Below are 23,108 nucleotides of genomic sequence, written 5' to 3' on the forward strand. Positions count from 1 at the left end.
GTGTGCAGTTACGGTGGGGACGGGGGTTGCCCTCCCCCGTCCCCACACTAAACCCCCGTACACGATAGGAAAAGAGGCCGACGGGACAGGCGCGCCGCGCCGCCCGGACGGCCTCGTTCGCTGCCCGGGGCCACACACCCGCCTCCCACCCGCCAGCGCTGGCCGTCCTGACGGCCGGCTGACCGGCCGGCAGCGTCTGCCCTATCATGGGAGCGCTCCCGAATCCTTCGGCGGTGGCCCCGTATCCATGAGGAGAATCCATGTCGATACCTATCGGGCCCGCCGGCCCGCTGCGCTTCCCGGACAACTTCGGCTGGGGCGCGGCCACCTCCGCCTACCAGATCGAGGGCGCCACCAAGGAGGACGGGCGCGGCGAGTCGGTCTGGGACACCTTCAGCCGCGTCCCAGGGCGCACCCGCAACGGCGACACCGGCGACGTGGCCATCGACCACTACCACCGCTACGCCGAGGACCTCGACCTCATGCGCGACCTCGGGTTGCGCAGCTACCGCTTCTCCATCTCCTGGCCCCGGATCCAGCCCGACGGCACCGGCACCCCCAACCAACGCGGCCTCGACTTCTACCGCCGCCTCCTCGACGGCCTGCACGAGCGCGGAATCACCCCGATGGCCACCCTGTTCCACTGGGACCTCCCGCAGGCGCTCCAGGACGCCGGCGGGTGGGAGTCACGCGACACCGCCCACCGCTTCGCCGACTACGCCGACGTGGTCTTCCGCGCCCTCGGCGACCGGGTGCCGGCCTGGCTCACCATCAACGAACCCAAGACCGTGGTGCAGAACGGCTACCTCACCGGCCACCACGCCCCCGGGCGGCAGGACCCGGACGCCGCCTACCTGGTCGCCCACCACCTGCAACTCGCCCACGGGTTCGCCGTCGCCGCGCTGCGGGCCACCGGCAGCGACAGCCGCATCGGCCCCGCGCTCAACCTGCACCCCTGCTACCCCGCCGACGACTCCCCGCAGGCTGCCGCGGCCGCCCACCTCTACGACGCCTACGAGAACCGCCTCTACCTCGACTCCCTGCTCAAGGGCAGCTACCCGGAGGACCTGCTGGCCGACCTGGGCCCGCAGAGCCGGATGGTCCAGGGCATCCGCGACGGCGACCTGAAGACCATCTCCGCACCGGTCGACCTGCTGGCCGTGCAGTACTACACCCCGATCTACGTCACCGGCGACGGCGGCACCGCGCACCGCTGGGCGACCTCCGAGGCCGAATGGCAGCAGATCTACCCCGAGGGGATGTACGACCTGTTGACCCGGATCACCCGTGAATACGGGCCGATCCCGCTCACCATCACCGAGAACGGGCTGCCCACACCGGACACCCTCGGCGCGGACGACACCGTCCAGGACGCCGGCCGGATCAACTTCCTGCGCGACCACCTCACCGCCGCGCACCGGGCCATCGCCGACGGAGTGCCGCTGGAGAGCTTCCACGTCTGGTCACTGCTGGACAACTTCGAGTGGGACCAGGGCTACGACCAGCGCTGGGGCCTGGTCTACGTCGACTACGCCACCCAGCGCCGGGTGCTCAAGAACTCCGCCACCTGGTACCGCTCCGTCATCGCCGACGGCGGCTTCTGACCGCGCCGCCACCCGGACGGCCGGGCCCGGACGGCTCGGCTCGGGTGAGCCGTGACCGTCCGGGCCTCGGCCGGCTCACTCAGCGGGGCAGCGCCTGCTGCAACTCCGCCCGCAGGGCCGGGGTGAGCATCTCCCCCGCCTGCTTGGCCAACCGGGCCATCTCGTAGCCCACCACGCCGATGTCCGCGTCACCGGCGGCCAGCGTGGCCAGAATCGAACCGTCGCGGATCTGCATCACCAGGAAGTAGCCACGGCCCATCTCGACCACCGTCTGCTTGACGACATCGCCGTCGAACATCGAGGCTGCGCCCGCGGTGATACTCATCAGCCCGGAGGTCACCGCGGCGAGCTTGTCCGCGTTGTCACGCGGCAGGTGATCGGAGATCGCCACCAGCAGCCCGTCAGAGGAGACCACCACCGCGTGCGCCACACCCGGCACCCGCTCCGCGAACGCGCTCACCAGCCAGCTCAGGTCACGCGCCTCCTGGCTCAACGTCGTCACTGTCGTCGTCCCCCTTCGTCGTGCCCCCCGGACGGTGGCACGGGTATCTCGGTGGTGTCCTCAGCCTCGGCGCGCCGTACTCCGCTGTAGAGCCGCGAGAGCATGCCGCCGACCGCCTCCGGGTCCGGGTCGGTGCGGGTCGGTGCCGTCATCGGTTGTGCCGAACGGGTGACCGCGCTCAACTGCGCCATGGGCACCCGCACCGGCAATCCCCGCTCATTGGTGCCGGCGGTCACCGGGATCTGCGGTGGCGCCGCCGCAGCGGGCACCACCGGCGCGGTCGGGCCCTGCCGCGAATACCAGCCCCCGCCGGCACCGCGATCAGCGGCGGGGGTCAACACGTCCTCGGCGCGTACCGGCACCGGGCGGCCCTGACGCGGCACGCCGACGCCCGGCGGGCGGCCGGCCACCGGCAGGTCCCGCACCGCGCCGTTCAGCATCGGGCCAGCTGCCTGCCGGCCTGCCCCGGACTGCGGAACCAGCCCCCGCGCCGCGCCCGCCGCCAGCATCCGCGCCGACGGGGGCGCGTCCAGCTCCACACTGCCCGGCGGCGCCAGCAGCACCGCGGGCAGGGCGAGCCGGGCGACCAGGCCGTCCTCGCCGCCCTCCAACCGCACGCGGACGCCCAACCGGGCCGCCAGGTGACTGACCACGAAGAGCCCCATCCGTTCCACCGCCGCGACGTCCGCGGCCGGAGGGCTGGCCAGCACCTCGTTCGCCTGCACCAACGCGGTCGGGCTCATACCCAGACCCCGGTCGACGATCTCGATCAGCGCACCCCCCGCCTCGAGCCGGGCGGTCACCACCACGACGGTGTCCGGACGGGAGAAGGCCGTGGCGTTCTCCAGCAGCTCGGCCAGCAGGTGCACCAACTCGCCGACGGCGTGCCCGACCACGTGCACGTTGGCCACCGACTCGATCCGGACCCGCTGGTACTGCTCGATCTCCGCGGCGGCGGCCAGCAGCACCGCACCGAGCCCGACCGGCCGGTTCCACCGGCGGGTGGAGTCGGTGCCGGCGAGCACCAGCAGGCTCTCGTCGTTACGGCGCATCCGGGCAGCCAGGTGATCGAGCTTGAACAGGTTCTCCAGCTGGTCCGGGTCGCTCTCCTCGCGCTCCAGGTCGTCCAGCAGCTCCAACTGACGCTCCACCAGCACCTGGCTACGGCGGGCCAGGTTGACGAACATCGCGTTGACGTTGCGCCGCATCATCGCCTGCTCGACGGCGACGGTGACCGCGCTGCGGTGCACCGCCACGAACGCCTCGGCCAACTCGCCGATCTCGTCGAGTGAGCGGACCACCGCCGGCGCGACATCGATGCGCGGCACCCCACCGGTGACGGTCTTCAGTCGGTCCAGGGCGTCCGGCAACTCGACCTGGGCGATCCGCAGTGCCTGGCTGCGCAGCAGCCGCATCGACCGGGCGACCGACCGCCCGATGAGCAACGAGATCAGCAGGGCGGCCAGCAGGACCGTGACCACCCCGCCGACGACCAGCAGGGTCGTCCGGAGCTGATCGTCGCTGGCCTCCTCGGCCTGCCGTACGGCGTCGTCGAGCACACCCGCCTCAAGCTGACGCAGCAGCTCCTGACGCTGCTGGCTGGCCGACCACCACTGCTCCGACGGCAGCACCTGCGGCGACGCGGCGCCGGAGGACAGGCTGCGCTCCTCCAACCCGGTGGCGACCAGGAAACCCGCCGACACCGATGTCTCGTCGTAGCGGCGGATCTGCTCACTGGTCGCGGCCACCCGGAACGCACCGAGCGCGGTGAGTTGCTGACCGCGCAGGTCGGCGAGGATCACCCGGTCCTCGGTGCCGTACGCACCGACGCGGGCGGCGGCGTAGAGCTGGGCCCGCACCCGGGAGGAAAGCTCCTTGACCCGGGCCAACTGGACGTAGCGCAGCACCGCGTCGTTCAACGCCGGCTGGTTCTGCCCCGGCGTCGGTTCGGCGAGCAGGTCGAGCAACGCCCCGACGGCCCGGTGGTAGTTGCTCAGGATGGTCTCGCTGCTGAGCACCGCCGGCGGAATCGCCGCGCGGATGTCGACCACCTGGTCGTACGCCTCCAGCGCCTCGGAGAAGGCCACCCGCCAGGACGCGTCCGCGTCCGCCAACGGCTCGGCGGCCCGGCTGAGGTCCACGATGGCCTTGTCGGTGGCCTCCTGCAACGGCTTCAGGTCGTTCGCGGCGGCCTGCCGGTCACCACCCTTACGCAGCTCACCCAGCTCCCCCGCCGAGCGGTCCCGCTCCTGCTGGAGCTGGTGCACGGCGGCGGTGATCTGCCGTCCGATGCCGACCTGACTGGAGAAGTCGTTCAACGCCGTCGTCCGCCCCACCAGGGTGCTGGTCTGCACCCCGGCGAGCAGGAGGAACGCCATCGACGGCACCAGCAGCACGGTGGCGAGCTTCGTGCTCATCCGCCAGTCGCGCAGCCGGAACGGCGACCGCCGTCGATGCGGAACGACTCGGACATCGAAGCGGCGTCGGCGATGGTTCGACACCGCGCCGTTCGCCGGGTCGGGACCTGCCGCCACCCTGCCTCCTCCGTCCTACCGCGTCCACCGCGGTCGGGGGAGCGCAGTCCATCCAACCAGGCTCGGTACCGCTGTCAACGGCCCGGGCGAGGCCGAGGTTCAGGAAGGATACTGCGGGTGGGAACGTCCTGCCGTGGTCGGTAAAACCAGCTCGTCCGTCCGGCCGATGTCGGCGAGCCCGATCGCGTCATCGAAGCGCCCCAGCGCCACCAACGCGGCACCGGTGGCGCCGATCTCCGGGTTGCGTTGATGCGACACCGGTCGCGGTGCGAGCGCGGTCGCGAAGGCCTGCCGCCACCACACCGAGGCGGCGACCGCGCCGCCGCCCAGCACCACACCGACCGGTTTGTCGATGGTGGACTCCAGCACCCCGAGGTCCTCGGCGACCAGCTCACACAACCCCTGCATCAGCCCGGCCAGGATGTCGACCGAGGTGGTGCTGAAGCTCAGACCGCGCAGCTCACCGCTGCCCGCCGGCGCCAGCCCGGGCGCCCGGTCGCCACCGAAGCGGGGATCCGCCGGCCGGCCACCGCCCGTCGGCACCAGCGCCAGCGCCGCGTCCAGCTCGGCGCCCCGGGGCAACCGCAGCTCCCGGTCCGCCCAGGCGAAGAGGTTGCCGCCGTTGGCGTACGCGGCCCCGGTCACCACGTGGTCGTGGTCGACCCGGTACCGCCACAACCGTTCGGGCAGGCGGGGCATCGGTTCGCCGGCCGGGATCCGCTGCATCAGCCGTACGGCCGCGGAGGTGCCCACGGTGACGGCGGCCCGGCTCGGGTCGACGCAGCCGGAGCCGACGTTCGACGCCCCACCGTCGCCCACCGGCGGCGTCCACCGGGCCTGCGCCAACTGCGGCCACCGACGGGCCAGGTCGACCCGGAGCCGGCCGTGCCAGTCCAGCTCGCCCAGCGGCGGCAGCTCCTCCGGTCGTGCCTCGGCCAGCGTCAGCGCCTCCTCGTCCCAGCGCAGGGTACGCAGGTCCAGCAGACCGGTCCCGGAGGCCTGGGAGATCGACATGGGCGCGGTGTCGAGCAGCTCGCCCAGCACGTACTCGGGCAGACCGACGAACCGGGCGATCGGGGTGCCCGACTGCTGGCGCAGCCAGGGCAACCGCATGGACCAGTACGAGCGGTGCCACCAGCAGCCGGTGCGCTGGTGGAAGCCGTCCGGGTCGGCCGGGCCGGCGGTGCGCCCGACCGGGGCGGGCCGGGTGTCCAGCCAGGTGACCACCGGGCCCATGGGTGCGCCGTCGCGGTCCAGCGGGAGCACCGAGTGCCACTGGGCGGAGACCGCCACCAGGCCGACGTCGTGCAGGTGCCCCGAGTCGGCCAGCTCGTCCAGGCACTCGACCAGGCTCGCCAGATAGTCCGGACCGGACAGCGTGCCGGTGCCGTCGTCGCCGATGGCGAGGTCGACCTTGCGGCGGGCCAGAGCGCCGGGCAGCGGCTGGGTGTCCGCGTCCAGCACCAGCCCGCGTACCGAGGAGGTGCCCAGGTCGAGCGCGAGAATGTTCATCGCCGGTCAAGTTACCCCGTGCCAGCGGGGCGACGGGCGCGTAGGGTGGATCACATGCTCGCGCAGTTGACCAGTTGGTGGCCCGCCGACCCGGCGGCCATCTCCCGCGCGTAGCTCCATCCACGCGGCCGCCATCGAGGCGGTCGCCGGATCTCCCCGGCCGGAGGGCCGCCCAACGGCGGCACCCAGCCCAACGGAGACTCCAATGACCCACCTGACCGACCTGCTCGCCGCCGTCGCGCACGGCGTCGACCCCGGCCCCTTCGCGCTGCTGCGCCGCGAGGGCGCGGACGAACTGGACCTGTTCACCGGCCCGGTCGACACCGTCGAAGAGCTCACCGACCTCCCACTGCCGGCGGGCCCGCCCGGGGCCCGGACGCTGGCCCTGGTGCCGTACCGGCAGATCACCGAGCGCGGCTTCGCCTGCGTCGACGACGCCGCCCCGCTGGAGTTCCTCCAGGTCCGCGAGCACCAGCGGATCACCCTGACCGACGCCCTCGCCGCGCTGCCCGACGAACCGGTGCACACCACCGACGCCGGGTTCGACGTCAGCGACGAGGAGTACGCGCGGACCGTGCAGCGGGTGCTGTCCGAGGAGATCGGCCGCGGTGAGGGCGCGAACTTCGTCATCCACCGCGCCCTGCACGCCACCGTGCAGGGCCCGCCGCTGGGGGCCGCGCTGGCCGCACTGCGCCGGCTGCTGGTCGCCGAACGCGGCGCGTACTGGACGTTCGTGGTGCACACCGGCACCCGGACGCTGGTCGGCGCCAGCCCGGAGCGCCACGTCAGCGTCGACGACGGACTGGTGATGATGAACCCGATCAGCGGCACCTTCCGCTGCCCCGGTGGCGTCGCGGACCGGGCGGCCCTGCTGCGCTTCCTCGCCGACCCGAAGGAGACCGAAGAGCTGTACATGGTGCTCGACGAGGAGCTGAAGATGATGGCCACCGTCGCCGAGCACGGCGGGCAGGTGATCGGCCCGTACCTGAAGGAGATGTCGCACCTGGCGCACACCGAGTACCTGCTCGCCGGGCGGGGCACCCGCGACGTGCGGGAGGTGCTGCGCGAGACGATGTTCGCCCCCACCGTCACCGGCAGCCCGATCGAGAACGCCTGCCGGGTGATCGCCCGGCACGAACGCCGGGGCCGGGGCTACTACGGGGGCGTACTGGCGCTGCTCGGCCACGACGAGGCCGGCCGGCAGACACTCGACGCCCCGATCCTGATCCGGACCGCCGAGATCGCCCCCACCGGCCGACTGCGGGTGCCGGTCGGCGCGACCCTGGTCCGGCACTCCACGGCGGCCGGCGAGGTGGCCGAGACGCACGCCAAGGCCGCCGGGGTGCTGGCCGCGCTCGGCCTCGGGCCGGCGGCGTCCGTCGGCGACCGCGGGCCGGTCGCGCGGCTGGCCGACGACCCGGCGGTACGCGACGCGCTGGCCGCCCGCAACGCACCGCTGGCGCGGTTCTGGCTCGATCAGCGCTCACCGGACGCGCCCGGACTGCCCGGCCTGGTCGGCCGCCGGGTGTTGATCGTGGACGCCGAGGACACCTTCACCGGAATGCTGGCGCATCAACTGAGCGCGTTGGGACTCGCGGTGACCACCCGCCCCTGGCACGCGAGCGGCCCGGTCGACGACTACGACCTGGTGGTCGCCGGTCCTGGACCGGGCGACCCGGGCAGCGCGGACGAGCCGAAGATGCTGGCGCTGCGGAAGCTGCTGACCGGGCTGCTGACCACCGGCCGTCCCACCCTCGCGGTCTGCCTCGGCCATCAGGTGCTGGCCGGGCTGCTGGGGCTGACGCTGCACCGCCGGGACGCGCCCTACCAGGGGTTGCAGCGGGAGGTGCCGCTGTTCGGCCGGACCCGCCGGGTCGGGTTCTACTCGACGTTCACCGCCCGCTGCGAGGCCGACCGGCTGACCACCGCGTACGGGCCGGTGGAGCTGGCCCGGGACCCGGACGACGGCGCGGTGCACGCCCTGCGGGGACGCGGCTTCGCCGGGGTGCAGTTCCACGCGGAGTCGGTGCTCAGCCCAGACGGGCTCGCCGTGCTCAGCGAGCTGTTGACCGAACTGCTGCCCGCGTCGCGCCCGGACGAGCTGTCCGCGACACGCGGAGGCAAATGATCGCCCTGGCCCGGGGGTAGGGCTGGATGGATCGGCGGCGCGGACGGGCCGAGAGCCCCCGCCCGCGCCGCCGGTCGCCCTCGTCCGTCAGCCGGCCAGGCCCGCCTTCAGCGCGGCACCCATCTGCACGGCGCGCCGGGCGGTCAGCGCGCAGGCCTCGAGCACCACGGCGTCCGGGGCGATCTCCCCGTTGTTGCTGGTGTGCGAGGGGCCGTACGGGTTGCCGGCGATGAACTGGCTGGTGTCGGTGTAACCGGGGGTGACCACCACACCGCCCCAGTGGTAGAAGACGTTGAAGAGCGAGGTCAGCGTGGTCTCCTGACCCCCGTGCGAGGTCGCCGTCGAGGTGAAGGCGGAGTAGACCTTGTTGGCCAGCGCGCCCTGGGCCCACAGCGGGCCGGTGGTGTCGATGAACTGCTTCAGCTGCGCCGCGACCATGCCGTACCGGGTCGGCGCGCCGAGGATCACCACGTCGGCCCAGGCCAGGTCGTCGACCATCGCCTCGGGCACGTCCTGGGTCTCCAGGCGGTGCGCCTGCCAGCCGGAGTTGGAGCGGATCGCCTCGTCCGGCGCCAACTCGCGCACCTTGCGCAGGCGCACGTCGGCACCGGCGTCCCCGGCGGCCTCACACACGGCCTGCGCCATCTGGTAGGTGATGCCGGTGGCGCTGTAGTAGATCACCGCTACCTTGGTCTGGGCAGCCATCAGAGTGTCCCCTTCTCGTCTCGGATCAGCTCCCGCGACTACCCGCTGCGGACGCGCTCTAACGACAGCCCCGGCGCTCCCGGTTTCCGGCCCGCCGGCTCAAGTTTTCCGCAACTTCCCGGTCGTTCCGGCCCGACGTCGCGCGCGGACCGCGATCCTGATGCCATCGGTGCCGGCGGGATCGAGCCGCCGCCCCGCACCGGGCACCTGAACGGGGGATCGCGCTCCGCCGGCAACGGCGCTGGCGTAGCGCGATCAGGGGACGATCACCAGCTCCCGCGCCCCGCTCCGGCTCAGCGGACCAGGGTCGCCATCAGCCGGTCCAGCTCGGCCGCCGGGTCGACGGTGAGACCGGTGTGCACCGGCCCCGTCTGGATCATCGTGCTGCGCGGCGCGGCCAGCCAGTGGAACCGCTCACCGAGCCGCATCCGGGTCGCCGGCCCGTCACCGGAGCAGGTCCGGTCCCAGGAGTCGAGCACCGCGGCCACCGCCGGCAGGTCGACGTCGGGCGCCAGCGCGCGAACCCGGTCGGCGTCCAGGTGCGTCCGCGCGGCCAGGAAGTCGCGCTGCTGGCAGTAGAGCAACACCCCGACGTTGATCTGCTCACCGCGCTCGATGCGGGGCACGAGCCGGATCAGCGCGTACTCGAAGGGTTGCCTCATGCCCCGCTCCCCGATGGCAGCCAGTCGGCCGTGCGGGCGACCCGGCGGGACAGGTGATCCAGGTACGCGTCGCGCGCCGCGTCGGCCGTCTCGAAGTCGGCGGCGGTCAACCACTCCCCCGGCACCAGGGCGAGCACCTCGGTGAGGAGTTCCGGGGTGACCTGGGGGGCCAGCTCGGCGTCGGCCTCGGCCAGCCGCGACGCGTACGGGGCCAGCACGTGGTCCTCCGCACGGTAGGCCCGGTGCACAGAGGCCTCGGCGCGCGGCCAGTTGTGGTGGAAGTACAGCGAGGCGCCGTGGTCGATCAGCCACAGCTCCCGGTGCCAGACGAGCAGGTTCGGGTTGCGCCAACTCCGGTCGACGTTCTCCACGTACGCGTCGAACCAGAGCACCCGGGAGGCCAGCGCCGGGTCGACGGGGTGCGCCATCGGGTCGAAGCCCAGCGCCCCGGGCAGAAAGTCCATCCCGAGGTTGGCGCCGCCGCTGCTGCGCAGCAGCTCCTGCACCTCCTGGTCGGGCTCGGCCCGCCCGATCACCGGGTCGATGTCGAGGACCACCAGCGGCGGCACCCGCAACCCCAGCCGGCGCGCCAGCTCACCGCAGATCACCTCGGCGATCAGCGCCTTGGGCCCCTGCCCGGCGCCTCGGAACTTCGCCACGTAGGTGCCGAGGTCGTCGGCCTCCACCACGCCCGGCAGCGACCCACCCTCGCGGAGCGGGGTGACGTAACGGATCGCGGTGACCTGGCGGAGCACGCCGCCCACCCTACTGTGGCCGGCCGGGACGGGTGGCGGGGCCGGCCCAGACCGGCACGCGCGGGTCAGTCGAGCTTGTCGCGCAGCTTGTCGACCTGGGTCTGCAGGCGGTCCACCGCATTCTCGTTGTTGACGAACGTGGTGATGCCCGCGGCCAGACCGAGGCCGATCAGCACGGCCAGGATGCTGAGCACCAGGCCGCCGATCGACACGCCACGACCGGTGACCCCGGGTCGGCGAGCCATCTTGAGGCCGACGATGCCGAGGATGATCCCGATGATGCCGAGTATCAGCCCCAGCCAGGCGAGGATCGCCGTCAACACGCTGAACAGACCGGCCACTCCGAACACCAGGGCGAAGGTGGCCGCGGCGCTCGTCTTCGCGCGGGTGTCCCCACGATGGCCGCGGGATCCGGCCGTCACGCCGGCGCCCCGCGCCGGCTCATTTGCGGCAGTCATGACGCTCCCTTCCGCACGCGCGACGCGCGCACTTCCGGCCGCCGCATCCCCCGTGCGCGTCCCGTTATGCCCCGTCGATCCGGTGCTCTTCCGGTGCGGGCGGGCGTTGCTGGTGCCAGGGATCGCCGGAGGCGCCGGCGCTGAGGTGTCGTTCGTAGCTGGCCACCTTGACGTTGATGAGGTCGAGGCAGTCGCGCAGCTGCGCGAACTGCTCGGTGATGTGGCGCTGGTGTGCGCGGAGCAGTTCGAGCCGTTCCGCCTCGTTGCCGCTGCCCGCGCGAACGAGCTGGGCCAGGCGGCTGATCGTCGTGAGCGGCATTCCGGAGGCCCGGAACTTGACGCAGTTCGCCAGCCACTCGACGTCCCAGGCGCTGTAGACGCGCCTGCCCGACCCGTCACGCCGCACCTCGCTGGCCAGCAGACCCTCACGCTCGTAGAGCCGCAGGGTGTGCACACTCAATCCGGTGCGCCGCGCCACCTGCCCGATGCTCAAGCCCTCGTCCGCCATGGCGTCGACGGTAACCCGTTGACCTAGACCTCGGTCTAGCATCTAGCGTCCGCGGCATGACCAGCGACACGACCCACACCACGTTCGGTGCCCACAGCACGACCGGAGACGTCCTCACCGGAATCGACCTCACCGGCAAGACCGCAGTCGTCACGGGCGGCTACTCCGGCCTCGGTCTCGCCACCACCCTCGCGCTCGCCCAGGCCGGGGCCCGGGTCGTCGTCCCAGCTCTCCGGCCGGACGTGGCGCAGCGGGCGCTCGCCGACACGGCCGGAGTCGAGATCGAGGTCGACCAGTTCGATCTCGCCGACCTCGCCTCCGTCCGTGCATTCGCCGAACGATTCCTCAGCAGGCATCCAGCCCTCGACATCCTGATCGCGAGTGCCGGCGTCATGGCGTGCGCGGAGACACGGGTGGGACCCGGCTGGGAGGCGCAGTTCGCGATCAACCACCTCGGTCACTACGCGCTGGCGAACCTGCTGTGGCCTGCGCTCACCGCTGCCGGAACGGCTCGTGTCGTCGCGGTCGCCTCCGGCCGCGACCCGGCGTGGCGAATCCGGTGGGACGACGTGCAGTTCGAGCGCGGCTACGACAAGTGGGAGGCCTACACCCAGTCCAAGCTCGCGAACGTCCTGTTCGCCCGTCACCTCGACCTGCTCGGCAGACCGCACGGCGTCCGGGCCTTCTCCGTGAACCCCGGCTGGATCCGCACTCCTCTGCAACGACACCTCGCAGTCGAGGAGATGGTCACCGCGGGCTGGATCGACGCGGACGGGAATTCCGCTCCGGGTCTGTTCAAGACCGTCGAGCAGGGCGCGGCCACCCAGGTCTGGGCCGCCACGTCACCTCACCTCGACGCGAACGGCGGCGATTACTGCGTGGACTGTCGCCGCACCGACGCCGCCAGCCCCACCGACGACAGCGCGGCAGCCCGCCTCTGGGCTCTGTCGGCGGACCTGACCGGCCTCGACCTCATCGACTGAGTTCGCGCGTACCTGCCCAGCGCGCGAACGTGCTGCCGCGCGCGGTGCTGCGGCTGTCGGCCCGCGTACCGGCCGGGGTGCCCTGGCGGTGCGGACGGCTCCCTAAACTGGGTCTTTTCCTCGGGAAGGGCTGCCGATGCCTGTCGACCTCAGCGCGGCCGACGCGCTGGCGCTGCGGATGACCAGCCTGCTGCTGCGCCCACACCCGAGCACCCGACCCGGCACCGTCGCCGAGGTGGTCGAGTGGTTCGGCGCGATGCAGGCACAGGATCTGGCCAGCGGGCTGTGGTCGCTGGGCGCCCGGCTACCCGGTCGCAGCGCGGCCGACGTGCAGGCGGCGTTGGAGCGGCGTGAGGCGCTGCGGACCTGGCCGATGCGGGGCACCGTGCACCTCGTCCCGTCCGCCGACGCCCGCTGGATGCTGGAGCTGACCGGCGTACGATCCCTGGCCGGCGCGGCGACCCGGCGGGCGCAGCTCGGGCTCACCGAGGCCGACGCGGATCGGGCGGTGGAGGTGCTCGGCACCGCGTTGGCCGGCGGTGGTCGGCTCACCCGCGCGCAGTGCCTGGCCACCCTGCGGGCGGCCGGCCTGGGCACCGACGGGCAACGTGGCTACCACCTGCTGTGGTATGCGAGCGTTCGCGGCGTGACCTGCGTGGCGCCGAACGTCGGCACCGAGCAGACCTTCGCCCTGCTCGACGAGTGGGCACCCACGTCCCACCGGCTGGAGCGGGACGAGGCGCTGGCCCTGCTCGCCCACCGTTACGTTCGCGGGCACGGCCCGGTCACCGACCGCGAGTTCGCAGGGTGGAGCGGCCTCACCCTGACCGACGCCCGGCGCGGCCTTGCCGCCGCCGACGACGCGCTGAGCACGGTACGCGTCGACGGCACTCCGATGTACGTCGACGCGGCCCTGGCCGACGCGCCACGCACCGCGCCGGACGACGTGTTGGCGCTGCCCGGCTTCGACGAGTATCTGCTCGGCTTCCGGGACCGCACGTTGATGCTCGACCCCGCCCACCAGGCGGCCGTGGTGCCGGGCAACAACGGCATCTTCCAGGCCACAGTGGTCCGCGCCGGTCGGGTGGTGGGTGTGTGGAAGCGCAAGGTCGGCCGGACCGCGGTCACCGTGACGGTCCAGCCGCTCACCACGCTCGACGCCGCCGCGCGGGCCCGGGTGGAGCAGGCGCTCGGGCGCTACGCCGACTTCCTCGGGTTGCCGGCCCGCTTCGACTGGCTGACCTGACCCGGCGGCGTCAGTGCTTCGGCGGTGCCGGGGTCGGCCGGTCGTGGGCGGGCGGCGCTGAGCAGGTCGACGATCCGGGTCACCCGGGGGTCCGCGCGGATCTGCGCCACGCTGGCCGGCAGCGGCAGTCGCCAGTTCGGGTACTCGTCCACGGTGCCCGGCATGTTGGGTTGGCGCACCTCGCCCAGCACGTCGTAGAGGGAGACGCCGACCAACCGGGTCGGGCTGGCCGCGAGCGCGGCGTGCATCGCCACCACCACCTCGCCGTCGTCAGGTGTCGCAGCCGCATCGGACGGCGCCGGATCGGCATCCGTCCTTTGCTCTGCACCCCCGGAGGCGACAGTCACGGTCGGTAGCTGCGGCGTCGGCTCGGGCAGCAGGTTCTCGGCGCGCAACATCGTGAGCAGCCGGTCCCGATCGGCGGCGGCGCGGGCCCGCTCCACCGCCACGTCGGTGCCGAGCAGCTTCAACTCGTCACGCACCCGCACGTGCTCACCGGTCAGGAAGCCCGGCGCGGTGGGCAGGTCGTGCGTGGAGATGGTGGCGAGGGCGTTGCGCGGCCACCGGGCCGGCGGGACGAAGTCACCGGCCTCGTCGCGTGCGAACCACAGCACTGTCGAGCCGAGCATGTTGCGCCCCCGCAACCCCCGGGTCACCGCCGGTTGGACCGTGCCGAGATCCTCACCGACCACCACCGCGCCGGCCCGGTACGCCTCCAACGCGAGGATGCCGAGCATCGCCTCCGCGTCGTAGCGCACGTAGGTGCCCTCGGCCGCGCCGCCGCCCGGCGGCACCCACCACAGTCGCCACAGGCCGGCGACGTGGTCGACCCGCAGGCCGCCGGCGTGCCGCAGGACGCGGCGCAGCATGTCCCGGTAGGCGGCGTAGCCGGTGGCGGCGAGTCGGTCCGGGCGCCACGCGGCGAGCCCCCAGTCCTGGCCGAGCTGGTTGAAGTCGTCCGGTGGCGCGCCGACCCGCACGCCCTGGGCCAGCACGTCGGCGAGCTGCCACCCGTCCGCGCCGCCCGGGTCGATGCCGACGGCCAGGTCGTGCACGACACCGACCGGCATCCCCGCCGAGCGGGCCGCCGCCGTGACGGCGTCGAGCTGCTCGTCGCAGAGGTGTTGCAGCCAGGCGTGGAAGCAGACCCGGTCGGCGAGGCGCCGACGCTGCTCGGCGACCGCGGGGGCGTCCGGGTGGTGCAGCTCCGCCGGCCAGGCACGCCAGTCGTTGCCGTGCCGCTCGGCGAGCGCGCACCAGGTGGCGAAGCTGGTCAGCGCCGGGTCCGCGGCAAGATCCACCGGCTGGGCGTACGGATGCAGCAACTCCAGGGCGCGCCGCTTGGCGGCCCACACCTCGTCGTAGTCGATCAGGGGCCCCCGGTCGGGACGCAACGCGTCGACCACCGCACGGGTGGCCGGGTCGGCCGCCCGGTACGCGGCGGTGTCGCTGACCCGCAGGTAGAGCGGATTGACGAAGCGTCGACTGGCGGGCGAATACGGTGAGGTGGCCACCGGATGCGCCGGCCCGACCGCGTGCAGCGGGTTGAGCAGCACCAGCCCGGCCCCGGTGTCACCGGCCCACCCGGTGAACTCGGCGAGGTCACCGAGGTCTCCCATGCCCCAGGAGCGCTCCGAGGTCAGCGCGTAGAGCTGGAGCATCCACCCCCAGCTCGACGGCGGCACCGGCAGTCGGCGCGGCACCACCACCAGGGTCACCTCCCGGTCGGCGCAGGCCAGCCGGTGCCAACCCAGCGGCAGGTCCGCCGGCAGCTCACCGTCGACCGCGCGACGGCCACCGTCCTCCAGGGTCACCACCCCCGGGCCGGGCAGTGCCCGGCTGCGCCCGTGGGTGAGCACGACCGTCTCCGGCAGGGCGCTCCGGTCGACCGCGCGGGCGGCGGCGAGCGCGTCGGCGATCGCCGACGGGCTGGTGGCGTCCACGCCGAGCAGCCCCAGCACACCCACCACGGTTTCCGGTGCCACCTCGACGCGGCGGTGCCGCCAATCCTCGTACCAGGTGGAAACACCGTGCGCGTTGGCCAGCGCGGCCAATCGTCGGTTCATGTGTCCCCCGCTTCACGACGCGACCTGCGACCACCCTGCCACGCCCGCCCCCGCCCCGCCCCGCCCCCGCGCCCCCGCCCCCGCCCCGCCGATCTTGCACTTCCTGTCCCGACACAAGGGGCATTCCACCTGTATCGACGACCGAAAGTGCAAGATCGGCGCGATCGGGGCTGTCAGTCGGCGAGCGCGCCGGCGGCTCGACCCTCGTGCAGGGTCAGGTTGCGGCCGTTGGCCGGGTCGAACAGGTGGATCTTCTCCAGGTTGAACCAGACCCGCCGCGTCTGCCCCTCGGCGACCGGGGACTCGGCGGACAACCGGGTCACCAGGTTGCCCCCGGCACCGGCGAAGTCGGCGGCGCCCGCGTCGGCGGCCAGCTCCTCCAGCTCGGCGGCGCTGGCCTTCTCACCCTCGACGGTGAAGTAGACGTACTTGTCCGAGCCCATCGACTCGACGATGTCCACCGGCGCCTCGAACTCCATGCCCCGCCGACGGGTGTCGTCGTCGACCAGTTCGGCGTCCTCGAAGTGCTCGGGCCGGATGCCGAGGATCAGCTCGCGGGGCGCGTCGGCCGCCTCCAACTCCCGGCGGACCCGGTCACCGATCGGCACCGTCCCCAGGGCGGTGTGCAGCTCGCCGTCCTGCACTGCGGCGTGCAGGAAGTTCATCGACGGCGAGCCGATGAAGCCGGCCACGAAGAGGTTCTTCGGGTGGTCGTACAGCTCCTGCGGCGGCCCGACCTGCTGCACCGCGCCCCCGCGCATGATCACCACGCGGTCGCCGAGGGTCATCGCCTCGGTCTGGTCGTGGGTGACGTAGACGGTGGTGGTGCCGAGCTGCTTCTGCAGGCGGGACACGACGGTGCGCATCTGCACCCGCAGCTTGGCGTCGAGGTTGGACAACGGCTCGTCCATCAGGAACGCCTTCGGCTGGCGGACGATCGCCCGGCCCATCGCCACCCGCTGACGCTGGCCACCGGAGAGGTTGGCCGGCTTGCGGTCCAGCAGCGAGGTCAGCTCCAGCACCTTCGCCGCCTCGTCGACCTTGCGGTCGATGGTCTCCTTGTCGAGTTTCGCCAGCCGCAGCGGGAACGCCATGTTCTCCCGCACGGTCATGTTCGGGTACAGCGCGTACGACTGGAACACCATGGCGATGTCCCGGTCCCGGGGGGCCTTGTCGTTGACCCGCTGCCCGGCGATGCGCAGCTCACCTGAGCTGATGTCCTCCAGCCCGGCGATCATGTTGAGGGTGGTGGACTTGCCGCAGCCCGAGGGCCCGACCAGGATCACGAACTCGCCGTCGGCGATCTCCAGGTCGACGTCCTGCACGGCGACGGTCCCGTCCGGGAAGCTCTTGCTCACCTTGTCCAGCACGATGTCAGCCATGACTACCCACCTATCCCTTTACCGCGCCGGAGGTCAGCCCGGACACGATGCGACGCTGGAAGAAGAGAACGAACAGGATGATCGGAACGGTGATCACCACGGCGGCGGCACAGATCGCCCCGGTGGGGTCCTCGAACTGCGACGCGCCGGTGAAGAACGACAACGCGGCCGGCACCGTGCGGGACCGCTCGGTCGAGGTCAGCGAGATGGCGAACAGGAAGTCGTTCCAGCAGAAGATGAAAACCAGGATCGCCGTGGTGAACAGTCCGGGCGCGGCCAGTGGCGCGATCACCCGCCGGAACGCCTGCCCCTGGGTGGCGCCGTCCATCTTCGCGGCCTTCTCCAGATCCCACGGGATCTGCTTGAAGAACGCCGACAGCGTGTAGATCGCCAGCGGCAGTGCGAAGGTGATGTACGGCAGGATCAGCCCCAGCCAGGTGTCGAAGATCTTGAGCTGACGCTCGATCTCGAACAGCGGCGACACCAGTGACACCTGTGGGAACATCGCGATCAGCAGGGAGACGCCGACCAGCAGCTTCTTACCGGGGAAGTCCAGCCGGCTGATCGCGTACGCGGCCATCGCGCCGAGCACCACCGCGATCAGCGTGGCGATCAGCGCGATGCCGATCGAGTTGACCAGCGCCCGGACGAACTGGTCGGTGTCGAAGATGGTCCGGTAGTTGTCCAGCGTCCACTCCCGGGGGATGAAGTTCCCGTCGGTGAGGGTGGCCGGCGTCTTGAACGACAGCGACGCGATCCACAGCACCGGGACCAGCGCGAAGACGACCACGAGGACGTCGAGCAGACCCCAGCGCAGCTTTGCCCTGGTAGTGGTTTCGACAGCCATGTCAGCGCCTCTCCCCGTCGTCGCTGCCCGGGGCAGCGGTGCCGAACAGCTTCACGAAGATGAACGCGATGATCGCCACGGTGATGAAGATCAGCACCGACATCGTCGAACCGATGCCGAGGTTGAGGCCCCGGATCAGGTTGTTGTAGGCGAGCATCGACACCGACGACGTCTCGTTGCCTCCGGCGGTCAACACGAAGATGTTGTCGAAGACCCGGAACGCGTCCAGGGTGCGGAACAGCAACGCGACCAGGATCGCCGGCTTCATCACCGGCAGCATCACCTTGGTGAACTTCTGCCAGGCGGTCGCGCCGTCGGTGGAGGCCGCCTTGAGCAGGTCCTCCGGGACCAGTGCCAGGCCGGCCATCAGCAGCAGCGCCATGAACGGGGTGGTCTTCCAGATCTCCGCCAGCATGATGATCGCCAGGGAGCTGGCCCGTTCGGTGAGCGGCGCGCCGTCGCTGAACAGGTCGGCCAGGTAGCCGGTGCCGGGCGTCCAGGCGTACCGCCAGGAGAACGCGGCGACCACTGTGACGATCCCGTACGGGATCAGCGCCGAGGTCCGGACCAGGCCGCGCCCGACGATGGTGCGGTGCATGATGATCGCCAGGCCCATGCCGAGCACCAGCTCGACGGCGACGGTGACCACCGTGATCAGCGTTGTCACCCCGAAGGCGGTCCACCAGAACTCGTTGGTGAGCACGGTGACGTAGTTCTCCAGCCCGATGAACTCACGCTGGTCGGGGAAGCGCAGGTCGAAGCGCTGCAACGACAGCCAGACCGAGTAGATGATCGGGTACGCGGTCACCGCGATCATGACCAGCGCGGCCGGCGCGCAGAGCAGCAGACCGAGCCGGCGTTCGGCCTTCTTGTTCTCGCTCAACGGGGGCTTGCGACGGCTGCCGCGTTGCTTCGGTACGGAGGCGGGCCGCTGGGTTTCCTCGGCGGCGACTTCGGCGCCGGTCGGCGTGGCGTTGATACTCACGGCAGGACCCCCTTGGACTGGAGGGCGTCGGCGATGGCGCCGCGCAGCTCGTCGGCGGTCTGCTGCGGGCGGATCCCGGACGGTGGCGACAGGATCGCCGACATCACTGTGGAGATGCTCTGGTAGGCGGGGGTCAGCGGACGCGTCGCCGGTTCCTTCAACTCCTCCAGGATGGTGTCCTTCATCGGGTACGCCTCGGTCATCTCCGGGTCGTCGAAGACCGCCTCGATGGTCGGTGGCACGCCGTCGTTGATGGCGGAGAACTTCTGGTGCTCGGCGCTGCGGATGCACCGGGCCGCCTCGAAGGACTGCTCCGGGTGCTTGGAGTAGGAGCTGACCGCCAGGTTGACCCCACCGATGGTGACCTTGCTGGGGGTGCCTTCGTCGATGCCCGGAATCCGAGCCCAGCCGACCTGTTTGGCCAGCTCCGGGTTCGCCTCCTGAAGAGCCGGGTAGACGAACGGCCAGTTCACCTGGAACGCGCCCGCACCGGACTGGAACTCCAGCCGAACCGGGTCCTCGGTGGCGTTGCTGAACGACGGCGAGGTCACGCCCGACGTGGCGAACTTCTTCAGCTGCTCCAACGCCCGGACCGTGCCCTCGTCCATCACGGCCTTCTTGCCGTCGTCGCTGAGGATCTTCCCGCCGGCGCTTTCGGCCAGGGTGTTGTAGAGGACGACCAGACCCTCGTACTGCGCGCCCATGGTGAGCACCTGGTACGGCTTGCCCTGGTCCTTGAGCTGCTGGGCAGCGCTGATCATCTGTTCCCAGGTGGTCGGCGGCTGCGGCACCAGGTCCTTGCGGTACCAGAGCAACTGGACGTTGGTGTTCTTCGGCGCTGCGTACAGCTTGTCCTCGTACCGGGCGGTGTCCAACGGCCCGGCGAGGGTGCCCTGCTCGACCTCGGCCTTGTCCTGGCCGGTCCACTCGCGGATCCAGTCGGCGCTGGCGAACTCCTGGGTCCAGGTGACGTCCAGGCCGAGCAGATCCATCCCGCTGTCCTCGGCGGCCAGCCGGCGCACCATCTGCACCCGCTGGTCGTCGGCCTGCCGGGGCAGCACCCGGTAGGCGATTTCGTACCGTCCCTGGGCCTGCGCGTTGCAGTCGTCGACGACCTTCTGCAGGTTCTGCTCGGGCGGGTAGTACAGGTTGATCGTGGGTGGGCCGCCAGCGTCGTCCGCGCCGCACGCGGCCAGCGGTGCGACGAGTGCCAGCGCGGCGGCCGCCGCGCCCAGCCGAACAGCCGGCCGGCGTCGGTGTCGAGCCGTCTCGGGGTCCGTCATCGCTCTCCCCCTCTCCTCGGCGAAGACCGGGGAGGGCATCCGTGCCCCGGCGCACGGCGAGACGATCTCGAGCCGGTGAGCTGCGAAAACTCCGGCGCGAACGCTCTGTAGCGGCTACTCTGCCCCACCCGGGAAGTCGCGAAACCTGGCTGTCACAGCGGAAGTTCAGTTCGGTATATCGTGACGCCGAATAGCAAGGTAGTATGTGTCGCATGGTAGCGGCGGAGAGCCAGTCCTTCGACGACAACGACCGCCAGACCCAACTCCTGCGGGGCGCGCTGGACATGTGCCTGCTGGCGCTGCTGGCACGCGAGCCGGCGCACGGCTACGAGCTGGTTCGGCGAATGGAGACGGCCGGCTTCGGCGCCATCAGCTACGGCACCATCTATCCCCTGCTGACTCGCATGCGCCGACTTGGCCTTGTCGCTCACGAACAGCAGGTCAGCCCGACCGGCCCGCCCCGAAAGGTCTACGCGCTGACCGGGTCCGGTCGGATCCACCTGGATGCCTGGCAGAAACAGTGGAACCGCTTCACCGACACCGTCGACGCCGTTCTCTGCCCGCTCGACCACAACCCCACGAGGAGTTGACCCATGGACACCATCGACCGCCTGCTGGGCGAAGCCGACCAGGCGTGGCGCGGGTACGGGGTCGGCTCGGCCGATCGGGCGGCACTCGCCGCGGACCTGCGCCTCGACCTGCGAGCCGCGGCCGCCGACGGGGGCGACCCCGAGCAGTTGATCGGCGGTGACGTGTCCGGCTTCGCGCGGCGGCTCGCCGACGAGGCTGGCGTCCGACGGGTGCGTGGCGACTACGGCCGCATTCTCGGCACCGCGCTGATCGGCGCGACGCTCGGTGTCGTGCTCGGCTACGGCCTCCTGATGGCGGCCTACCCGGCCTTCGTCCGCATGGTCGACATCCCCCGCTCGATCGACGTACCGGTCCAGCTCGCCGTCGCCGTCTACTACGGCATACCGGCCGCCGTGGTCGTCACGGGAGCGGTCATCGCGGTACGGACCCGGCTCCGCGACCTGCCCGACATCCGGCGGACGGCTCGGTTGATGAGCATCCTCGTGCCGGCGGCCGGCATCGTCATCACGCCGATCACTGTCGGCTTCGCCTGGGCCACCGACTACAGCGCGGCACCGCCGGTGGTGATCGCGGAGATGGCCATCGTGCTGGCCGCGCTCGCGGGCGCCACGCTGCTGGCGCGTCGCTTGTCACTGCGCGAGGGCCGGACCGACTCCGACACCTCGCACCCGGACGCCACCAGAGTCAAGCCCGCTTGACGGTTCTCCGACGGGTTGCCGCTGATCCACTTTCCGCGATGAACGACGGCGGCCGAGCGTCAACTCCGGGCCCTGGCCCAGGAGAGGAAGCGCTCGGTCATCCGGGTCGGCGGATGATCCGGGTGGAGTTGGGTGAGCTGGTTCGTCGCCTCGTGCATCAGAGTGCCCAGATAGATCAGCAGTGCGGTCCGGCTGGTCCGGTACTCCGTCAGCAGGGCGAGCTTGGCCGGCTGGCAGGGCCACTCGGTGCCACAGTTGCGGCACCGCCACAGCGGGCGCATGGCGACGTGCGGGACGGGCGGCCGGACCACCATCACCGCCACCGCGCCGAGGGCTGCTGGTCCATCGGGGTGAGCACATCGACCTCCTCGGGGGCGGGGATGGGGTCGCTCCCGCAAGGGGGAGACGGGAGCGACCCCGGGTGCAGGGCCCACCGCCGCCATTCCGGCCACCAGCGGACCCGCCACTGGTGACAGTCTGGTGATGACGCGACTACCGTCGATACGTGCTCGCGCCATCCGTGCAGCTCAGCGGTCCAGGTGAGCATTCATGAGGGACACGCCGAGCCAGACTGAGCGAAGGTTGGGGAATCGATGGGGACTGTCACCGACTACGTGCTGGAGGAGTTGCGTCTGCTCCGGGCGGAAACTGGGCTCAGTCAGGACGACTTCGGCAGGGGCATCGGTTATTCGGGTTCACACGTCAGCTCGGTGGAGACCGGCGGGCGACCGCCCACGAAGGAGTACATGAGGGCTGTCGACACCCACCACCACACCGGCGGGCGCTTCCTGCGCATGCTGGACGGGTTGGCCCGGCTCGACGCCGAGCCGGCCTGGCTGCGCGAGTGGATCGAGTTCGAGCGGGAGGCGACCACGCTGCGCTGGTTCGAGTTGGCCTACGTGCCGGGCCTGCTCCAGACCGAGCGGTACGCTCGCGCGACGCTGGCCGGTGGCCGGTTCGACGCCGAGGACGTGGACCGCATCGTCGCCTCCCGGCTGGAACGCCAGGCGATCCTGCACCGCCCGCGCCCACCGCAGCTCATCGCCGTCCTGGACGAGGCGGTGCTGCGCCGGCCGGTGCTCGACCAGCCGGGCCTCATGGTCGAGCAGTGCGAGCACCTCGCCCAGTTGACGGCGGCGGAGCATATCCAGGTGCACATCGTCCCGACGGATGCTGGGATGTACCTGGGAATGGGCGGCCAGTTCATCATCGCCGAGATGCCGGACGGCGAGCGCGTGACCTATGCCGACAACCAGCTCACCGCGCAGATCGTCGATGCGCCAACCGACGTCGCTAAGCTGGCGAAGACATGGGAAATCGTGCGGAACGAGGCGCTCCCCCGCCGGCAGTCAATCGACCTGATCAAGGAAGTGGCGAAGTCATGGGCATGCTGACCCCCCAGTGGCGCAAGTCGACCCGGTCCGGTGGCAACGGCGGAGCCTGCGTCGAGGTCGCCGACAACCTGCCGAGCGTGGTGCTGGTGCGCGACACCAAGGACCGCGACGGCGGCACCCTGCACGTCGACCCGACGGCCTGGAAGGCGTTCGTCGGTTTCGTCAAGCAACACTGAACGCGAAACCCGGAGAAGCCCTCACGCGAGGGCTTCTCCGAAGTAGACATGCCCCGACCGCCCGCCCGCGCCGATCTTGCAGTTTCGGT

The 23,108-nt window shown here is 71.5% G+C and carries 22 protein-coding genes; 8 read left to right on the forward strand and 14 right to left on the reverse strand.

The window, feature by feature from the left end; all coding sequences use genetic code 11:
* The first annotated feature begins 260 nt into the window (after positions 1-260).
* Entirely contained in the window at positions 261-1,604 is a 1,344-nt protein-coding gene (locus ACFYP0_RS25490; protein WP_386997841.1) for a GH1 family beta-glucosidase, read from the forward strand.
* A 79-nt stretch (positions 1,605-1,683) separates the two neighbouring features.
* Here the strand turns inward: ACFYP0_RS25490 and ACFYP0_RS25495 are convergent, their stop codons facing one another.
* The 3 genes from ACFYP0_RS25495 to ACFYP0_RS25505 all read right to left on the reverse strand — a co-directional run bounded on the left by ACFYP0_RS25495 (position 1,684) and on the right by ACFYP0_RS25505 (position 6,152).
* Positions 1,684-2,106, reverse strand: a complete 423-nt coding sequence (locus ACFYP0_RS25495) for a roadblock/LC7 domain-containing protein (RefSeq protein WP_088988684.1) — start codon at positions 2,104-2,106, stop codon at positions 1,684-1,686.
* On the reverse strand, positions 2,103-4,640 hold the full coding sequence (locus tag ACFYP0_RS25500) for a sensor histidine kinase (RefSeq protein ID WP_208740877.1): 2,538 nt from the start codon (positions 4,638-4,640) through the stop codon (positions 2,103-2,105). Before ACFYP0_RS25500 ends, ACFYP0_RS25495 begins: the two co-directional genes overlap by 4 nt.
* Before the next feature lie 99 nt (positions 4,641-4,739).
* Positions 4,740-6,152 carry an FGGY family carbohydrate kinase gene (locus tag ACFYP0_RS25505; RefSeq protein WP_124854192.1) on the reverse strand — a complete coding sequence of 471 codons (1,413 nt, stop codon included), beginning with the start codon at positions 6,150-6,152 and terminating at the stop codon, positions 4,740-4,742.
* A gap of 205 nt (positions 6,153-6,357) precedes the next feature.
* Between ACFYP0_RS25505 and ACFYP0_RS25510 the strand changes: the two genes are divergently transcribed.
* Positions 6,358-8,280: an anthranilate synthase family protein gene (locus ACFYP0_RS25510; protein ID WP_124854193.1), complete on the forward strand. Its 1,923-nt coding sequence runs from the start codon at positions 6,358-6,360 to the stop codon at positions 8,278-8,280.
* A gap of 87 nt (positions 8,281-8,367) precedes the next feature.
* Here ACFYP0_RS25510 and wrbA read toward each other — a convergent pair whose 3' ends face one another.
* The 5 genes from wrbA to ACFYP0_RS25535 form a co-directional block, all read right to left on the reverse strand.
* Positions 8,368-8,985 carry an NAD(P)H:quinone oxidoreductase gene (wrbA, locus tag ACFYP0_RS25515; protein WP_124854194.1) on the reverse strand — a complete coding sequence of 206 codons (618 nt, stop codon included), beginning with the start codon at positions 8,983-8,985 and terminating at the stop codon, positions 8,368-8,370.
* A gap of 293 nt (positions 8,986-9,278) precedes the next feature.
* The gene (locus tag ACFYP0_RS25520; RefSeq protein ID WP_091404117.1) at positions 9,279-9,647 is read right to left on the reverse strand and encodes a DUF3037 domain-containing protein; all 369 of its coding nucleotides are present in this window, start codon (positions 9,645-9,647) and stop codon (positions 9,279-9,281) included.
* Positions 9,644-10,402 (reverse strand): HipA family kinase, encoded by a 759-nt coding sequence (locus ACFYP0_RS25525; protein ID WP_124854195.1) that lies wholly within the window; start codon positions 10,400-10,402, stop codon positions 9,644-9,646. The genes ACFYP0_RS25520 and ACFYP0_RS25525 overlap by 4 nt, the downstream gene beginning before the upstream one ends.
* A 65-nt stretch (positions 10,403-10,467) precedes the next feature.
* Positions 10,468-10,860: a hypothetical protein gene (locus tag ACFYP0_RS25530; protein WP_124854196.1), complete on the reverse strand. Its 393-nt coding sequence runs from the start codon at positions 10,858-10,860 to the stop codon at positions 10,468-10,470.
* A gap of 64 nt (positions 10,861-10,924) precedes the next feature.
* A complete protein-coding gene (locus ACFYP0_RS25535; RefSeq protein ID WP_124854197.1) occupies positions 10,925-11,368 on the reverse strand; it encodes a MerR family transcriptional regulator in 444 nt (147 codons plus the stop codon).
* Positions 11,369-11,424: 56 nt separating this feature from the next.
* Between ACFYP0_RS25535 and ACFYP0_RS25540 the strand changes: the two genes are divergently transcribed.
* Together ACFYP0_RS25540 and ACFYP0_RS25545 are read left to right on the forward strand one after the other, a co-directional pair.
* Positions 11,425-12,351 carry an SDR family NAD(P)-dependent oxidoreductase gene (locus tag ACFYP0_RS25540; protein ID WP_124854198.1) on the forward strand — a complete coding sequence of 309 codons (927 nt, stop codon included), beginning with the start codon at positions 11,425-11,427 and terminating at the stop codon, positions 12,349-12,351.
* Between the two features lie 136 nt (positions 12,352-12,487).
* A complete protein-coding gene (locus ACFYP0_RS25545; RefSeq protein WP_124854199.1) occupies positions 12,488-13,597 on the forward strand; it encodes a winged helix DNA-binding domain-containing protein in 1,110 nt (369 codons plus the stop codon).
* On the opposite strand, the gene malQ is transcribed toward ACFYP0_RS25545, so the two are convergent.
* From malQ to ACFYP0_RS25570, 5 genes are all read right to left on the reverse strand, one after another.
* Positions 13,549-15,663 carry a 4-alpha-glucanotransferase gene (gene malQ, locus ACFYP0_RS25550; protein WP_244218795.1) on the reverse strand — a complete coding sequence of 705 codons (2,115 nt, stop codon included), beginning with the start codon at positions 15,661-15,663 and terminating at the stop codon, positions 13,549-13,551. The genes ACFYP0_RS25545 and malQ overlap by 49 nt on opposite strands.
* Before the next feature lie 173 nt (positions 15,664-15,836).
* The gene (locus ACFYP0_RS25555; protein ID WP_124858596.1) at positions 15,837-17,045 is read right to left on the reverse strand and encodes an ABC transporter ATP-binding protein; all 1,209 of its coding nucleotides are present in this window, start codon (positions 17,043-17,045) and stop codon (positions 15,837-15,839) included.
* A gap of 10 nt (positions 17,046-17,055) precedes the next feature.
* A complete protein-coding gene (locus tag ACFYP0_RS25560; protein WP_091404101.1) occupies positions 17,056-17,892 on the reverse strand; it encodes a carbohydrate ABC transporter permease in 837 nt (278 codons plus the stop codon).
* 1 nt (position 17,893) lies between these two features.
* Positions 17,894-18,877 carry a carbohydrate ABC transporter permease gene (locus tag ACFYP0_RS25565; protein WP_124858598.1) on the reverse strand — a complete coding sequence of 328 codons (984 nt, stop codon included), beginning with the start codon at positions 18,875-18,877 and terminating at the stop codon, positions 17,894-17,896.
* Positions 18,874-20,160, reverse strand: coding sequence for an ABC transporter substrate-binding protein (locus tag ACFYP0_RS25570; RefSeq protein ID WP_355494681.1), 1,287 nt, complete (start codon positions 20,158-20,160; stop codon positions 18,874-18,876). The genes ACFYP0_RS25565 and ACFYP0_RS25570 overlap by 4 nt, the downstream gene beginning before the upstream one ends.
* 212 nt (positions 20,161-20,372) lie before the next feature.
* Between ACFYP0_RS25570 and ACFYP0_RS25575 the strand changes: the two genes are divergently transcribed.
* Together ACFYP0_RS25575 and ACFYP0_RS25580 are read left to right on the forward strand one after the other, a co-directional pair.
* The gene (locus ACFYP0_RS25575; protein WP_124858600.1) at positions 20,373-20,750 is read left to right on the forward strand and encodes a PadR family transcriptional regulator; all 378 of its coding nucleotides are present in this window, start codon (positions 20,373-20,375) and stop codon (positions 20,748-20,750) included.
* Between the two features lie 3 nt (positions 20,751-20,753).
* Positions 20,754-21,449 (forward strand): hypothetical protein, encoded by a 696-nt coding sequence (locus tag ACFYP0_RS25580; protein WP_386997847.1) that lies wholly within the window; start codon positions 20,754-20,756, stop codon positions 21,447-21,449.
* Positions 21,450-21,508: 59 nt separating this feature from the next.
* On the opposite strand, the gene ACFYP0_RS25585 is transcribed toward ACFYP0_RS25580, so the two are convergent.
* Positions 21,509-21,763, reverse strand: coding sequence for a flavin reductase (locus tag ACFYP0_RS25585; protein WP_112602373.1), 255 nt, complete (start codon positions 21,761-21,763; stop codon positions 21,509-21,511).
* 279 nt (positions 21,764-22,042) lie between these two features.
* Between ACFYP0_RS25585 and ACFYP0_RS25590 the strand changes: the two genes are divergently transcribed.
* Together ACFYP0_RS25590 and ACFYP0_RS25595 are read left to right on the forward strand one after the other, a co-directional pair.
* Complete coding sequence (locus ACFYP0_RS25590; protein ID WP_386997849.1) at positions 22,043-22,843, forward strand: helix-turn-helix domain-containing protein; 801 nt, start codon at positions 22,043-22,045, stop codon at positions 22,841-22,843.
* Positions 22,837-23,019, forward strand: a complete 183-nt coding sequence (locus ACFYP0_RS25595) for a DUF397 domain-containing protein (RefSeq protein WP_124858635.1) — start codon at positions 22,837-22,839, stop codon at positions 23,017-23,019. Before ACFYP0_RS25590 ends, ACFYP0_RS25595 begins: the two co-directional genes overlap by 7 nt.
* Positions 23,020-23,108 lie beyond the last annotated feature (89 nt).

The organism is Micromonospora arida (genome assembly GCF_042873195.1).
Taxonomy (GTDB): Bacteria; Actinomycetota; Actinomycetes; order Mycobacteriales; family Micromonosporaceae; genus Micromonospora; species Micromonospora arida.

Coding starts and splice junctions, on each gene's coding strand:
- ACFYP0_RS25490 (WP_386997841.1), top strand. CDS start 261: ATGTCGATACCTATCGGGCCCGCCGGCCCGCTGCGCTTCCCGGACAAC.
- ACFYP0_RS25505 (WP_124854192.1), bottom strand. CDS start 6,152: ATGAACATTCTCGCGCTCGACCTGGGCACCTCCTCGGTACGCGGGCTG.
- ACFYP0_RS25510 (WP_124854193.1), top strand. CDS start 6,358: ATGACCCACCTGACCGACCTGCTCGCCGCCGTCGCGCACGGCGTCGAC.
- wrbA (WP_124854194.1), bottom strand. CDS start 8,985: ATGGCTGCCCAGACCAAGGTAGCGGTGATCTACTACAGCGCCACCGGC.
- ACFYP0_RS25520 (WP_091404117.1), bottom strand. CDS start 9,647: ATGAGGCAACCCTTCGAGTACGCGCTGATCCGGCTCGTGCCCCGCATC.
- ACFYP0_RS25530 (WP_124854196.1), bottom strand. CDS start 10,860: ATGACTGCCGCAAATGAGCCGGCGCGGGGCGCCGGCGTGACGGCCGGA.
- ACFYP0_RS25535 (WP_124854197.1), bottom strand. CDS start 11,368: ATGGCGGACGAGGGCTTGAGCATCGGGCAGGTGGCGCGGCGCACCGGA.
- ACFYP0_RS25540 (WP_124854198.1), top strand. CDS start 11,425: ATGACCAGCGACACGACCCACACCACGTTCGGTGCCCACAGCACGACC.
- ACFYP0_RS25545 (WP_124854199.1), top strand. CDS start 12,488: ATGCCTGTCGACCTCAGCGCGGCCGACGCGCTGGCGCTGCGGATGACC.
- malQ (WP_244218795.1), bottom strand. CDS start 15,663: ATGAACCGACGATTGGCCGCGCTGGCCAACGCGCACGGTGTTTCCACC.
- ACFYP0_RS25555 (WP_124858596.1), bottom strand. CDS start 17,045: ATGGCTGACATCGTGCTGGACAAGGTGAGCAAGAGCTTCCCGGACGGG.
- ACFYP0_RS25560 (WP_091404101.1), bottom strand. CDS start 17,892: ATGGCTGTCGAAACCACTACCAGGGCAAAGCTGCGCTGGGGTCTGCTC.
- ACFYP0_RS25570 (WP_355494681.1), bottom strand. CDS start 20,160: ATGACGGACCCCGAGACGGCTCGACACCGACGCCGGCCGGCTGTTCGG.
- ACFYP0_RS25575 (WP_124858600.1), top strand. CDS start 20,373: ATGGTAGCGGCGGAGAGCCAGTCCTTCGACGACAACGACCGCCAGACC.
- ACFYP0_RS25580 (WP_386997847.1), top strand. CDS start 20,754: ATGGACACCATCGACCGCCTGCTGGGCGAAGCCGACCAGGCGTGGCGC.
- ACFYP0_RS25585 (WP_112602373.1), bottom strand. CDS start 21,763: ATGGTGGTCCGGCCGCCCGTCCCGCACGTCGCCATGCGCCCGCTGTGG.
- ACFYP0_RS25590 (WP_386997849.1), top strand. CDS start 22,043: ATGGGGACTGTCACCGACTACGTGCTGGAGGAGTTGCGTCTGCTCCGG.
- ACFYP0_RS25595 (WP_124858635.1), top strand. CDS start 22,837: ATGCTGACCCCCCAGTGGCGCAAGTCGACCCGGTCCGGTGGCAACGGC.